The 13,924-nt window shown below is 65.7% G+C and carries 9 protein-coding genes; 7 read left to right on the top strand and 2 right to left on the bottom strand.

What is annotated here, in order from left to right:
• Positions 1–158: 158 nt before the first annotated feature.
• Positions 159–2,807: a coiled-coil domain-containing protein gene (locus tag ACW176_RS17505; protein WP_492110040.1), complete on the top strand. Its 2,649-nt coding sequence runs from the start codon at positions 159–161 to the stop codon at positions 2,805–2,807.
• A 13-nt stretch (positions 2,808–2,820) separates the two neighbouring features.
• Positions 2,821–3,381: a sugar transferase gene (locus ACW176_RS17500; RefSeq protein ID WP_492111962.1), complete on the top strand. Its 561-nt coding sequence runs from the start codon at positions 2,821–2,823 to the stop codon at positions 3,379–3,381.
• 6 nt (positions 3,382–3,387) lie between these two features.
• Here ACW176_RS17500 and ACW176_RS17495 read toward each other — a convergent pair whose 3' ends face one another.
• Both ACW176_RS17495 and ACW176_RS17490 read right to left on the bottom strand, forming a co-directional pair.
• Positions 3,388–4,833 (bottom strand): mannitol dehydrogenase family protein, encoded by a 1,446-nt coding sequence (locus ACW176_RS17495; RefSeq protein WP_492110039.1) that lies wholly within the window; start codon positions 4,831–4,833, stop codon positions 3,388–3,390.
• The gene (locus ACW176_RS17490) at positions 4,830–6,338 is read right to left on the bottom strand and encodes a UxaA family hydrolase (protein ID WP_492110038.1); all 1,509 of its coding nucleotides are present in this window, start codon (positions 6,336–6,338) and stop codon (positions 4,830–4,832) included. The genes ACW176_RS17495 and ACW176_RS17490 overlap by 4 nt, the downstream gene beginning before the upstream one ends.
• A 181-nt stretch (positions 6,339–6,519) precedes the next feature.
• Here ACW176_RS17490 and ACW176_RS17485 point away from each other — a divergent pair, with 181 nt between their 5' ends.
• The 5 genes from ACW176_RS17485 (at position 6,520) to ppc (ending at position 13,832) form a co-directional block, all read left to right on the top strand.
• Complete coding sequence (locus tag ACW176_RS17485; protein WP_492111961.1) at positions 6,520–7,590, top strand: LacI family DNA-binding transcriptional regulator; 1,071 nt, start codon at positions 6,520–6,522, stop codon at positions 7,588–7,590.
• A 111-nt stretch (positions 7,591–7,701) separates the two neighbouring features.
• Positions 7,702–9,156 (top strand): glucuronate isomerase, encoded by a 1,455-nt coding sequence (gene uxaC, locus ACW176_RS17480; RefSeq protein WP_492110037.1) that lies wholly within the window; start codon positions 7,702–7,704, stop codon positions 9,154–9,156.
• Between the two features lie 15 nt (positions 9,157–9,171).
• Positions 9,172–10,020, top strand: a complete 849-nt coding sequence (gene kduI, locus ACW176_RS17475) for a 5-dehydro-4-deoxy-D-glucuronate isomerase (RefSeq protein WP_492110036.1) — start codon at positions 9,172–9,174, stop codon at positions 10,018–10,020.
• A gap of 147 nt (positions 10,021–10,167) precedes the next feature.
• Positions 10,168–10,938, top strand: coding sequence for a 2-dehydro-3-deoxy-D-gluconate 5-dehydrogenase KduD (gene kduD / locus ACW176_RS17470; protein WP_492057119.1), 771 nt, complete (start codon positions 10,168–10,170; stop codon positions 10,936–10,938).
• 167 nt (positions 10,939–11,105) lie between these two features.
• Positions 11,106–13,832, top strand: coding sequence for a phosphoenolpyruvate carboxylase (gene ppc / locus ACW176_RS17465; protein ID WP_492110035.1), 2,727 nt, complete (start codon positions 11,106–11,108; stop codon positions 13,830–13,832).
• Positions 13,833–13,924: the final 92 nt, after the last annotated feature.

The following is a 13,924-nucleotide window of genomic DNA, read 5'->3' as shown; positions in this document are numbered from 1 at the left end:
CTCTGCGCTCCGCGACGACGTGAAGCCCTTAAAACTCAACCGAAGCCGCTTTGCGCGCGGGCTTTTCGCCGCTAGGTTCATTCTCTACGCGAAATAGGGGCAGGGCGCGCGTTGACTGTCTTCGCCCTTCGCTGACCGCCTTGGGACCCTGGCTGTGTATGAAGCCTAAGAAGCGCCAACCGCTCGATTTCTCCGCCGTCCCCGTGGAGGCGCCCGCAGAGGATCAAGTCTCCTCGTCCGAAGCCTCGTTGGCCGAGGACGAGACGGAGGCTGACGTCAGTGCGCCTGTCGATCCGCCAATGAGCGAAACGGACCTTGATCTGGAGATCTCGGCGCCAGAGCCCTCCTCACCTAGGGCGCGGGCCGCCTCGCGCCGGGGAAGGATTAGCGAACCTTCGCAGGCGTCGTTCGAGCAGCAACCTCTGTCGGCCACGTCTCTGGCGACCAGTGCGGCTCAACCGCCGGCTCCCGTTGTCGAACCTGAGCGCGATACGGCCCCGGCCCGCGCCGAGACGCGCGACGCCACGGCGAACATACGCCGCCCCAGCGAGGCTTTCGACCTGCCCGATCGCTCCGAGCGCGGCCCCATGCCGGCTTTTCTTTTCTGGACCTTTGCGGTCGCCGCAGCGGCTCTATGGGCGCTGGCGCCGATTGCGTTTGCGCTGGGCTATTCCCGCGATGTTCCGGCTCTGAAGGTGGAAGGCTTCGCCTTGACGGTCTTTGCCGGTCTGGCGATCGGGCCGGCCTTGCTGACCTTGCTGGGCGCGTATCTGCTGCGTCAGGCTCAGGGTGTTTCTGCGGAGCTGCGTCGCACGCGCACCCTTACGGATCGCTTGGTTACGCCGGCTGTACTGGCCGCCGCAGGCGCCTCGGGCGCGGTGGAAGCCATTCGCGTCCAGATCGATGGCGCGACCCTGGCCGCCGGTGAGGCGCGGGAGCGTATCTTGTCATTGCACCAATCGCTGGCCGAAGAGACCGCGCGACTGGCTGATGCAGCGGCAAACTCCGCTCGCATGGCAAACCAGCTTGCACAGGGGCTTGGCCATGAGCGTCAGGCGCTCGAAACCCTGTCCCTGACTCTCGACACCCGTTCCACTGCTGTTGTCGACGCCATCGGCAGTCAGGCCCGGATGGTCGCCGAGGCGTCCGATCTGGCCGAAACCCAGCTTCGCGAGGCTGAAGCCGCGCTCGCGGCCCGCGCCGCCGATCTGGCCGCCGCCGCCGCTGAAGCCTCCGACGCGGCTCGTGTGGGCGCTGAAGATATTTCGCGTCAGATCGCGCGCCTGGAAACGGCGGGACAGGGTCTGGGCGACCAGATGAGTTCGGTTGAGAAGAATTTGGCCCAACAGCGGGCGGCGCTGGTCGCGGCCAGTCAGTCGCTGCGGTCCGAGCAGGAAGATTTCGCGGCCGAGACGGAGACCCGTACGGCCCAACTCACCGAATTTGTGTCCTACACGCGGGTTGGCGCCACCGAACTCAGCGATGTGGCTGCGATGGGGGCCGAGGTGCTGCGTGGGCTGATCTCGGCCGCTTCCGAGCAGTTCAAGGACATGGCCGAGAACGCCAAGGCCGAGCGCGAAAGCCTGGTCGAAGAGACCAGCAAGGTCCTTGCGGCGATCTCCGACGCCGCCGCCGGACAACGCGAAGGGCTTGAGGTTGAGCTCAAGCAGGCGATGGAAGCCCTTGCGGCTTCGGCGCTGAAAGCCAGCGAGGGTGTGGACGCAAGGGTCGAGTCGGCGCGTGGCCGCGTCGATCAACTGAACGAGATCGCCTTTGCGGCGGGCCAGAAGGCCGACACCGTCTTTGAGGCGCGCATGGAAGAGGCGCGCGATCTGATCGAGCAGTCTGCCCAGATGGTCGAGCAGGCCGGCGCCCGCACGGCTCAGAAGTTGGCCGAAGCCGTCGTAACGGCACGCGGCACGCTCGGCGAACTCGAGGCCATGCTGGATGAAGTTGGTCAACGCACGGCGGAAATGCCTGCTGAGGCGATGCAGAAAGCGGTCGAGGTTCGCGCTTCGATCGAAAAGGGCATCGAGGAACTGATGGCTGCCGCTCGCCGCACGGCGGAAGAAACGGCGGCGATCGACCAGGCGTTCCAGGATCGTGTGCGTCGCAACTATGATGCACTGAGCGAAGCCGCCGCCGCGATGGGCGGGCCCGCTCCGGCACGTCCGGCCCAACCGGCGATGACCCGCTCAAAGGCCGCGCCTGTCGCGCCGCCGCCGATTTCGCCGCCCCTGCCGCCCGAGATGGATGACGACCTGCTGGCGGACGAGCCGGGACAGCGGCCCCGGCTGCGTCTTACGCCGACGGCGACGGATGATGAGTTCCGATCTGTGTTCGACACTGCGGGCGGTCGTGGTGGGCCGGCTGCGCCCGAAGGTGCTGACGGGCAGAACTGGTCCTGGCGTTCCTTGCTGTCCGGAATCGAGAACAGTTCACCTGGCGACGCGGCTCTGGGCGAAAAGCTTGCCGCCGAAATCTCGGCGATGGGTATCGACCCGCATGCCCTGTTGCCGCGCGGCCGGATCGACGAGATCGCCGCCGCCATCCAGACCCGAGACTCTTCCGGGGCGCGTGAGGTGGTCAAGCGCCTCGCGCCGGCGGCTATTCGCCGGCTTGTGCGGCGTCTGTTCTCGGACGCCACCCTGCGAGCCAATGCCGAGCGGTTCCTCAAGCGCTATGCGGGCATGATTGAGGAAGCGGGCGGTCAGGATCGCGAAGGCTTCCTGGTTGCGGCCTTGCTGTCGTCGGATGCCGGTCGCGCCTATCTGCTGCTGGACGCCGCGACCGGCGATCTGGCCTAGCCGCACGCTGATGCTGAAGCGCGTCTTCGACGTCGCGGCCGCCGCAGTGGGGCTATTGGTCCTGCTGGCGCCGCTTGCTGTGCTTTGGCTGCTGGTTCGTATGACATCGCCCGGGCCGGCGCTCTACTGGTCCCGGCGGGTCGGCAAGGACTCGCGGCTGTTCTGGATGCCGAAGTTTCGGACGATGCGGATCGATACGCCGGAAGTCGCGACCCACCTGCTCAATGATCCCGACCACTGGCTGACCCCGATCGGCGCGCCTTTGCGTCGGCTCAGCCTGGATGAGCTGCCCCAACTGTGGAGCGTGCTGGTTGGCGATATGAGTCTGGTCGGGCCAAGACCGGCCTTGTTCAATCAGGACGACCTGATCGCCGCACGGTCGGCGGCGGGTGTGGACAGGCTTCGCCCCGGCGTCACGGGGTGGGCGCAGATCAACGGGCGCGACGAGCTCTCCATCCCGGACAAGGTGGCGCTGGACGCCGACTACTTGGCGCGGCGCTCGTTCGGGTTCGATCTTTTGATCCTGATGAGAACGGTCGCCCCGGTCGTCACCGGCCGGGGCGTGACCCGCTAGTCCGACCTAGGCCAGATCGGCATAGGCCTTTTCGAGGGCGGCGACGAAGGCGGGGTTGGCCGCCAAGCTCGGCGGGAACACTGCGTCCAGCGTCAGAAACGCCGCTACGTCGGCCTTCGCTTCGCCCGAACAGGTCGCTGCGATCGCGACAAGTTTGTCGGCCAGCGGATCGACGATCTTCTCTCCGGCCGCCGCGCGCAGGCGCACAAAACGCATCCAGGCGGCCAACGGGATGGTCAGCCGATCGACCGAACGCCCGGCCTCAAGCGCCTCGGTCAAGGCGCCCAAAATACGGAAGGGCAGCTTCTGCGATCCATCCCAGGCGATCTGCGCCAGAAGGTGCCGGATCTCGGGATTGCGAAACCGCTTGAGGACGGCTTCGGCATAGGTCGACAAGTCCAGGCCACGCGGAGCCGTCAGGGTCGGGATGATATCCTGGATCATCAGATCGCGGGCGAGATCGGCCAGAACGGGGTCGCTCATCGCTTCGAACACGGTCTCGTGGCCGCGCAGGATACCGGCATAGGCCAAGGTCGAGTGCACGCCGTTCAGCAGGCGCAGCTTGGCGCGCTCGAAGCCCCGCACGTCGTCGGTCAGGGTGACGCCCACGCTGGCAAGGTCCGGCGCATCCGCACCCAGCACATCCTCGACAACCCATTGTGTGAAGGCTTCGCGCTGAATGGGCCAGGCGTCGTGGAGGCCCGTGGCAGTTTCGACCCGAGCTCGCAGCGCGTCGTCAGTGGCGGGCGTAATGCTGTCGACCATGGTGCGCGGAAAGCGGCCTTCGGCCTCGATCCAGGCGGCGAGCTCGGGATCGACCCTGGCGGCGAAGGCCGTGACGGCGGCCTTCAGTCGCCAGCCGTTGTCGGCAAGATTGTCGCAGGCGACCACGGCGTAGGGCGGCAGGCCGACCAAGAAGCGGCGACGCAGTCCTTCGACCAGATAGCCTATCGCGCTGATCGGTTCGCGCGGGTTGGCGAGGTCATGGACGATATCGGGATGGCTTTCGTCCAGCCCGCCCTCGCTCGACAGGCAGTAACCCTTCTCGGTCACGGTCAGGGTGACCATGCGGGTCATCGGGGCGGCCAGACGCGCGAAGACCGCCGGCGGATCCTCGGGCGCGACAAGCACCTCGACGATCGAGCCGATGATCCTGAAAGTGGTCTCCTGGTCGAGCTGGGCCAGGGTGTAGAGGCCATCCTGCGGCGCGAGGGCGTCGCGTACGCCCGGGCTTTTCAGCGAAACGGCGCAGATGCCCCAACGGGGATCCTTCGCCAGCAACTGGTCGAAATAGTAGGCTTGGTGGGCGCGATGAAACGCACCGGGGCCAAGATGGACAACACCGACGGTTACCCGGTCGCGGCCGTAGGCGGGCTGAGTAACGCCCGGAAGCGCGGCGGGGCAACTGGTGGCGCGAAGGCGTAGGGCGGAAGATACGGGAAGAGCCGTCACAGGGTCACACCACTTTTCCAGATGGCGATTTCACGCTCGCCGTTGAGCTCGGCCTTGGTAGCTTTGCCGGACGCAGTCTCGACGACGAGGTCCATCAGAGCCTCGGCCGCGTCGTCCATGGATTGACCAGACAGCACGACGCCGGCGTCGAAGTCGATCCAGCCAGGCTTGCGCGCTGCGAGGCCGCTGTTCGAAGCGATCTTCAGTGTTGGGGCAGGAAAGCCCAGCGGCGTGCCGCGACCGGTCGTGAACAGGATCACCGTGGCGCCCGCCGCCGTTAGCGCCGTCGACGAGACCGCGTCGTTGCCGGGGGCCTCCAGCAGGGTCAGCCCATGGGGTGCTACGCGGTCGCCATAGCGGATCACTTCGACCAGGGCCGAGCGGCCGCCCTTCTGCACGGCGCCCAGGGATTTCTCCTCCAGGGTCGTGATGCCGCCGGCGATATTACCGGGGGATGGATTCTCGTAGATCGGCTGGTTGTTGTCGATGAAGTAGCGCTTGAAGTCGTCAATCACCTGCACGGCGCTGTCGAACACCGCCTGGGTGGAGGCGCGCGCCAGCAGCATCTGCTCGGCGCCAAAAATTTCCGGAATCTCTGTGAGCACCGGTGTGCCGCCCGCGTCCGACACCTTGTCGGCGATACGGCCGACCAGGGGATTGGCGGTGATGCCCGAAAAGCCATCCGACCCGCCACACTTGAGACCGACCACAAGGTCGGAGACGGGGCAGGGCTCGCGCATATCCTTTTCGGCGATGGCGATCAGGTCCTCGATCGCTGCCAGGCCATCCTCAAGTTCGTCGTCGACCGTCTGGGTGGTGAATGAGCGAAGGCGCGCGGTGTCGAGATCCGGAGCGCTTTCGAGCAGCGCTTTCAACTGATTGTTCTCGCAGCCCAGGCCCAGGATCAGCACGCCACCCGCGTTGGGGTGCGCAGCGAGGGCGGCGATCAGCTTGCGCGTATGGGACAGATCGTCGCCAAGCTGCGAGCAGCCGAAGGGGTGGGGAAAGGCGAAGATCCCGTCCGTGCGGCCCGCGAAGCGAGTATTGGCCTTTTCAGCGATACGGCGGGCGGTGTTGGCGACGCAGCCGACGGTGCAAAGCACCCAGATCTCGTTCCGCGTACCAACCCGGCCGTTGAGGCGGCGATAGCCCATGAAGGTGCGATCAGTGGGGGCGGCGATAGGCGCCAGGATAGAGGGCTGCCAGGCGTAGCCTTCGACGCCCGAGAGCTTGGTTTCGACGTTGTGGACATGGACATGATCGCCGAGGGCGATGTCCATGCTCGCCCGCCCGATCGGCCAACCATATTTCAACACGTCCTCGCCGACGGCCGCTGGGGCGATAGCGATCTTGTGGCCCTTTGGAACATCGGTACGAACCAGAACGGATCGGCCGTGCAAGTCGAGTATCTCACCCGCCAGGATATCGCGCAGCGCCGTTGCGACGTGATCGCGTGGATCGACGTCGTGAATCGATTCGCTACGAACAGAGCTTGCCTGGGTCATTCATGCCTTCGTGCGGTGACATTCTCAGCCGCGAAACCTGGTTCGGCGGTATGGTAACCGGTGTCAGATTTGTTGCAAACGCTCGTTTCGTCCATTGGTGGCGAGGGCGGCAGGTGTAGAGTATGACGATATAGAGCGCTCAAAGTTGCATGGAAACGTCGTGAATTCATCAAAACCGCCTATGCCGTCGCAGGGCGACAACGAACGCGAGGGCGGCCTTGAAGGGGGACGCAAGCGTGCCACGATCAATGACATCGCCAGGCTGGCCGGGGTTTCCAAGAAGACTGTCTCGCGCGTGATCAACCAGTCGCCTTTCGTACGCGACGAGACTCGCGAGCGGATTGAGGCTGTTATCGCCGAGTGGGGTTACGCGCCCGATCCCCAGGCCCGAGGCTTGGCGTTTCGTCGGTCGTTCCTGATCGGCATGATCTACGACAACCCCAATCCGCAGTATGTCGTGAACATGCAGCTGGGGCTGCTGGATGGCATGCGCGGCTCGGGTTTCGAACTGGTAGTGCACCCCTGCAACCGCGCCAGTCCCACCTTTCTGGCCGATGTCCGCACCTTCGTCGAGCGGCAGAAGCTTTATGGCGTTGTGCTGCCGCCTTCGGTTTCGGAAGACGAGCGTGTCGCCAAGCTGCTCAACGAGATCGGTTGTTCCTATATCCGGATCGCATCGGTCGAACTCGACAAGCCCGAGAACATGATCGTCGGTCACGACCGCATGGGCGGCGCGCAGGCGGCGCGGCACATTCTCGATCTCGGCCATCGGCGCATCGCCTTCATTTCTGGCCCTGAAACCTTCCGTTCGTCGCATGAGCGGCGAGGGGGCTTCGAGGCGGCCTTGGCCGAGCGCGGCCTGAAGCTGGAGCCGAGTGACATCATTCAGGGCGCCTATACCTTTGAGTCCGGTGTGGCCTGCGGCGACGAACTTCTGGCGCGAACGCCCCGTCCTACTGCGATCTTCGCCGGCAATGATGAAATGGCGGCAGGCGTGCTGCAGTCGGCGCGCAAGGCGGGGCTGAATGTCCCCGCAGATCTCACGGTGGTGGGTTTCGACGACTTCCAGATCGCCCAGGCGGTCTGGCCGCCGCTGACGACCATCCGCACGCCCACCCGCGAGATCGGGCGAATGGCGGCCGAGAAGCTGATCGACGCGGAGCGCCGTGAGCGCCGTGAAGAGCGCGATCCCGCCCGTACTGAGCCGACCTTGGTCGTTCGGGAGTCGTCTGGCCCCGCGCCTTCGGTGTAGGCTAGCCTCACGACGGGCTGGCTTGCATCCAAACATGACACCGGTTACCAAGCGCGGGTCAGAAGCGGTGGACTGATAAGCCGCTGGCTGGAGAGGAAGCAGGAGAAATCCATGGCCAGGCCGCTGATTTTCCACGACGATCGACTGTTCCCGGCCGATGAGCGCACGCGATCGATCGCGCGCGAGCTCTACGGAGCGGTCAAGGCGTTGCCGATCATCAGCCCGCATGGCCACACAGATCCCAGCTGGTTTGCGACCAACGCGCCGTTCCAGGACGCCACGGACCTGTTGCTGGCCCCGGACCACTACCTGTTTCGTATGCTCTACAGCCAGGGGATCTCGCTTGACGCCCTGAAGGTGCGCTCCAAGGCGGGTGTTCCCGAGACCGATCCGCGCGAGGCCTGGCGGCTGCTGGCCCAGAACTTCCACCTGTTTCGCGGAACGCCATCGTGGATCTGGCTCAATCACGTGTTCAGCCAGGTGTTCGGCTTCGAGGTATTCCTCTCGGACGAAACCTCGGATCTCTATTTCGACACCATCAATGAGGCCCTTGCGACTGACGCGTTCCGACCGCGCGCCCTGTTCGACCGGTTCAACATCGAAACCTTGGCCACCACCGAGGGCCCGCACGAGAGCCTCAAGCACCACCAGGCCATCCGAGACAGCGGATGGGGTGGCCATGTGATCACAGCCTATCGTCCCGACGCGGTGATTGATTTCGAAGACGAGCGTTCGCCACGCGCCTTTGAGCGTTTCGCCGAGCTCTCGGGTCAGGACGTCCATGGATGGCAGGGCTATCTGGAGGCCCACCGCATCCGTCGCGGAGCCTTCATCGACGCGGGCGCGACCTCGTCGGACCATGGTCACCCCACCGCCGCGACGGCCGATCTTTCCGCCGCCGATGCAGAGGCTCTCTTCCTCAGCCTGGTGAAGGGCGAGGTGACGCCTGAAAAGGCCGAGCTGTTCCGCGCCCAGATGCTGACGGAAATGGCCAAGATGAGCCTGGACGACGGGCTGGTCATGCAGATCCACCCGGGCTCGCATCGCAACCACAATGTCGGCCTGCTGAACTCGCACGGTCGCGACAAGGGCGCCGACATCCCGGTGCAGACCGAATACGTCAAGGCGCTGAAGCCGCTGCTGTCCAAGCTGGGCAATGATCCGCGCCTGTCGATCATCCTCTTCACCCTGGACGAGACCAGCTACAGCCGCGAGCTGGCCCCGCTGGCCGGCCACTATCCGGTGCTGAAGCTGGGTCCGTCCTGGTGGTTCCACGACAGCCCCGAAGGCATGATGCGGTTCCGCGAACAGGTCACCGAGACGGCGGGCTTCTACAACACCGTCGGCTTCAACGACGACACCCGAGCTTTCCTGTCGATCCCGGCCCGCCACGATGTGGCCCGCCGCGTCGACTCCTCGTTCCTGGCCCGCATGGTCGCCGAACACCGCATGGACCTCGTCGAGGCCCAGGAGCTGATCGTCGACCTGACCTACAACCTGCCCAAGCGCGCCTACAAGCTCGACAAACCCCGACCGACGCCTTCGTCGGTCCAAGCCGCCCAATAAGACCGGAGCTCCAGAATGTTCAGCAAGACCTATCACGCCACCCATCCGGACATGATGTTCTCGGTCAGCAATGACGATCTGCGTGATCGTTACCTGATGGACGGCCTGTTCGAAGACGACGGCATTGTCCTGCACTACAACCACGCCGAACGCTTCGTGATCGGCGGCACCGCCCCGATCTCGAAGGGCGTCAAGCTGCCCGACCAGACCGAGCCCGCCTCGGCCGCTGGCCACCCCTTCCTTGAGCGCCGCGAGCTAGGCGCTATCAATGTCGGCGGCGGCAAGGGCAAGGTCACGGTCGACGGCGTCGTCTACGACATCGAGCCGCGGGACGGCATCTACGTGACCATGGGCTCCAAGGACGTGGTGTTCGAGAGCGTCGACGCCGCCAACCCGGCTCGCTTCTATCTGACCAGCCTGCCGGCCCACGCCGCGTTTGAGACCAAGAAGCTGGAATTCGCCAACGCTGTCCCGCTGGAGCGCGGCGCGCTGGAGACCTCCAACGAGCGCACCATCTACCAGTACATCGTGCCGACCACCTGCAAGTCGGCTCAGCTGCTGCTGGGCATGACCGTCCTGAAGCCGGGCAGCGTCTGGAACACCATGCCGCCCCACCTGCATGACCGCCGTTCGGAAGCCTATTTCTACTTCGATCTGGGCGCCAACGACCGCGTCTTCCACTACATGGGCGAGCCGGACGAAATGCGTCACATCGTGATCGCCAACGAGGAAGCCGTGATGAGCCCCCCGTGGTCGATCCACATGGGTTCGGGCACCTCGAACTACACGTTCATCTGGGCGATGGGCGGCGAGAACCTCGACTATACCGACATGAACGTGCTGGACATCTGCCAGCTGAAGTAGGGCTTTCGAGCTCATTTCTCTGCGGTTGTCATCCCGGCCGCAGCGAAGCGAAGAGCCGGGACCGCCACAAGCGCCTGCGTTTGCGGTGGTCCCGGATCGGCCTTTCAGGCCGTCCGCGATGACAAGATTTTTGAACAGGAACTCACCATGGCCAATCCGTTCAGCCTCGAAGGCAAGGTCGCGCTCGTCACCGGCGCCAACACCGGTCTGGGTCAGGCCGTGGCCGTGGCGCTTGCGGAAGCCGGCGCGAACATCGCCGCCGCCGGTCGCAGTGAGCCCACCGAGACCAAGGCCGCCGTAGAGGCGACCGGTCGCAAGTTCCTGTCGATCAAGGCCGACTTCGGTTCGATCGAGCCCGTCCAGCGCGTGATCGACGAGACCGTCGCCGCGTTCGGCAAGGTCGATATCCTGGTCAACAACGCCGGCATCATCCGCCGCGCGGACTCCATCGACTTCTCCGAGGCCGACTGGGACGCGGTGATGGATACCAACCTGAAGGTCGTCTTCTTCCTGACCCAGGCCTTCGCCAGGCAGGCGTTGAAGCAAGGCCCGGTCGACGGCGTCGCCGGCAAGGTGATCAACATCGCCAGCCTGCTGTCGTTCCAGGGCGGCATCCGCGTGCCGTCTTACACGGCGTCGAAAAGCGGTCTGGCCGGCCTGACCAAGATCCTCGCCAACGAGTGGGCGACCAAGGGCATCAACGTCAACGCCATCGCGCCGGGCTATTTCGACACCAACAATACCGAGGCCCTGCGCAACGACGCCGACCGCAACGCCTCGATCCTGGCGCGCATTCCGGCCGCCCGCTGGGGCAAGCCGAGCGACCTGGGCGGCGCCGCCGTGTTCCTGGCCTCGCCGGCGGCGGACTATGTCCAGGGGATTACTCTGCCCGTGGACGGCGGCTGGCTGGCCCGCTAGCGGCATAGAATCACGCAAAAATCTGATGGTAGCGCAACCACCGTGCCGTCCGGGTTTTCCCGGACGGCGAAGCGCGCTAAGGGCGCCGCTACGTCAGCGCCGAATAGGGCAGGGCGTCTAGGTTCATCCTTCTGTAGAGGCGCCTCTGGCGTCAGCGGAGCTCGCTTATGCGTAACCCGGCCCTGTCGCTCGGCGGTGATCGTCCCACCAGCCGCCACGTCCGCCAGAACGCCAACCTGCTGAGCGACCTGCTGTCGGAGGCCATCGCCTATCTGGAAGGCGAGGAGTCCGCCGCCCTGGTGACCAAGGCCCGCAAGGCTTCGTCCCGCGAGGAAGAGGGCGGCGAAGCGCCGGTTCTGGACCACCTGTTCGCCGATCTGTCGAACGACCAGGCCGTGTTCCTGGCCCGGGCCTTCGCCAGCCATTCGCTGCTGGCCAATATTGGCGAGGATGTCGCCGGTCGCCGTCGCCACGCCGAGGCTGACGCCCAGCCGGGCGATGAGCGCCCTCGCACCCTGGTTGATGCCGTGGGCGTCCTGAAGGCCGGTGGCAAGACCGACGCCGACATCGCCAGGATCTTCGCCGCCATGAACGTGGTGCCGGTCCTGACCGCCCACCCGACCGAGGTGCGGCGTCGTTCGATGGTGGATCGCGAGACCGAGATCTCGCGGCTGATGGCCCTGCGCCGCCACCACCTGCCGGCTGACCTTGAGAGCGACATCCGCGAGCGGCTGTTCCGCGAGATCGCCCTGATGTGGCGCACCCGCCTGTATCGCCCCGAGCGGATCACCGTGAAGGACGAGATCCGCAACGCCCTGTCGATCGTCCGAACCTCGATCCTTCCCGCCATCATCGACCTGTACGGCGACTGGACCGCCCAGATCGCTCACAACGCCGAGCTGGCCCCGCTGCTGAAGATGGGCTCGTGGCTGGGCGGCGACCGCGACGGTCACCCCGGCGTCAATGGCGAGACCCTGAAACTGGCGCTCAGTTCGCAGTCGCGGGTGATCCTCGACTGGTACGCCGCCGAGGTCCGCAAGCTGTGGTCCAACCTGGCGATCTCGACCGCCTATACGCCGGTGTCCGACGAGCTGATGGCCTTGGCGGGCCAGGCCACGGATCCGTCGGTCCACCGCATCGATGAGCCCTATCGCCTGGTGCTGGAGCTGGTCTTTGATCGCCTGTCGGCGGTCTCCCAGAAGCTGACCAACCAGTGGGTCGCCTTCGCCAACGGGCGGACGGACGTTGAGCCCTACGCCCATCCCGACGCCTTTGTCGCCGACCTGTCGATCGTCATCGACAGCCTGGAACGCAATGGCGGCGAGCGGCTGGTCGGGACGGCCCTGCGGACCCTGGTCGAGGTGGCCAAGGCCTGCGGCTTCCACCTGATGAGCCTGGACCTGCGCCAGAACGCCGATGTTCATGAGCGCACGCTGCACGAGCTGTTCCAGCGGGCCGGCACGGGGGTTCGCTATCTGGACCTGCCCGAGGAGGACCGCTGCAAGGTCCTGATCGAGGAGCTGTCGCATCAGCGGCCGCTGGTCTCGCCGTTCACCGCCTATGGCGAGGAGACCCGTCGCGAGCTGGCGACCATGGAGGCCGCCGCCCAGGCGGTGCGCGACTATGGCCACGGGTGCCTTGGCGCCTATGTGATCTCCAAGTCGGCGACACTGTCGGACATTCTTGAGCCGCTGGTCCTGCTCAAGCAGGTGGGCCTGGTCTGGGGCGGTGCCGCGCCGCGCTCGTCGGTCAAGATCAGTCCGCTGTTCGAGACCATCGAGGACCTGGAGCAGGGCCCCCGCGTCCTGCGCCAGTGGCTGGAGCTGCCGATCAGCCGCACCATCCTGGGCGACCGGCCGGTGCAGGAAATCATGCTGGGCTATTCCGACAGCAACAAGGACGGCGGCTATGTCGCCTCGCGGCGCGGCGTGGCCCGGGGCGCTTCGGCCCTGGCCTTCGAGGCCGACCGGATGGGCGTCGGTCTGCAGCTGTTCCACGGCCGGGGCGGCAGCGTCGGCCGGGGCGGTGGCCCTGCCGCCGAGGCGGTGATGGCCCAGCCGGCCGGCACCGTTCAGGGCCGTATCCGCATGACCGAGCAGGGCGAGATGATCGCCCGCCGCTTCGGCGACCAGCCGACCGCCCGCCGCAATCTGGACGGCCTGGCCGCCGCCGTGCTGATGGCCAGCGATCGACCCATTGTGCGTCCCGACCCGAAGGTCGAGGCGGCCATGACCGCCCTGGCCCAGGCCTCGTTCGAGGGCTATCGGGCCCTCGTTTATGACGATCCCGCCTTCGAGGACTTCTTCTGGTCAGCCACGCCGATCGGCGAGATCGTCGGCCTCAATATCGGGTCGCGCCCCGCCAGCCGGACCGCCAGCCGCAGGATCGAGGATCTGCGGGCCATCCCGTGGGTGTTCAGCTGGTCGCAGTCGCGGTTCATGCTGCCCGGTTGGTACGGCTTCGCCGCTGGCGTCGAGCGGGCAGGGCTGTCGGTCGGCCAGCTGCAGGACCTGGCCGGCGGTTTCGACTTTTTCGCTTCCCTGCTGTCGAACATGGAGCTGGCCCTGGCCCAGAGCCATATGGGTATCTCCGCCCGCTATGTGGCCCTGTCGACCGATCCGGCCAATGCCACCCGGATCTTCGAAACGATCAAGGCCGAGCACGAGGCCGCCCAGCGCCTGGCCCTGACCATCCGGGGCGGAACGTCCCTGCTCGACAACCAGCCCGAGCTGGCCGAGTCGGTCGCCCTGGCCGGTTTGTCGGTCGATCCGCTGAACCATCTGCAGCTGGAACTGCTCTCGCGGCGTCGGGGCGGAGACCAGGACGAGGCCGTCCGTTTGGCGATTCAGCTGACCGTGGCCGGGATCGCGGCGGGTTTGCGCAACACCGGTTAATCATCGGTCGCTGAATTCTTCACGATTTCAAGGATCTAGTGAGTTTTCGCGAGCGCTTCAGGACGCTTGCCTAAACCACGGGTTTCTGATTA

The organism is Caulobacter sp. FV1ye13L, from assembly GCF_058681155.1.
This window is presented reverse-complemented; position numbering and strand designations above follow the sequence as displayed.

Coding starts and splice junctions, on each gene's coding strand:
- ACW176_RS17490 (WP_492110038.1), bottom strand. CDS start 6,338: ATGACCCAGGCAAGCTCTGTTCGTAGCGAATCGATTCACGACGTCGAT.
- ACW176_RS17485 (WP_492111961.1), top strand. CDS start 6,520: ATGCCGTCGCAGGGCGACAACGAACGCGAGGGCGGCCTTGAAGGGGGA.
- ppc (WP_492110035.1), top strand. CDS start 11,106: ATGCGTAACCCGGCCCTGTCGCTCGGCGGTGATCGTCCCACCAGCCGC.
- uxaC (WP_492110037.1), top strand. CDS start 7,702: ATGGCCAGGCCGCTGATTTTCCACGACGATCGACTGTTCCCGGCCGAT.
- ACW176_RS17505 (WP_492110040.1), top strand. CDS start 159: ATGAAGCCTAAGAAGCGCCAACCGCTCGATTTCTCCGCCGTCCCCGTG.
- kduI (WP_492110036.1), top strand. CDS start 9,172: ATGTTCAGCAAGACCTATCACGCCACCCATCCGGACATGATGTTCTCG.
- kduD (WP_492057119.1), top strand. CDS start 10,168: ATGGCCAATCCGTTCAGCCTCGAAGGCAAGGTCGCGCTCGTCACCGGC.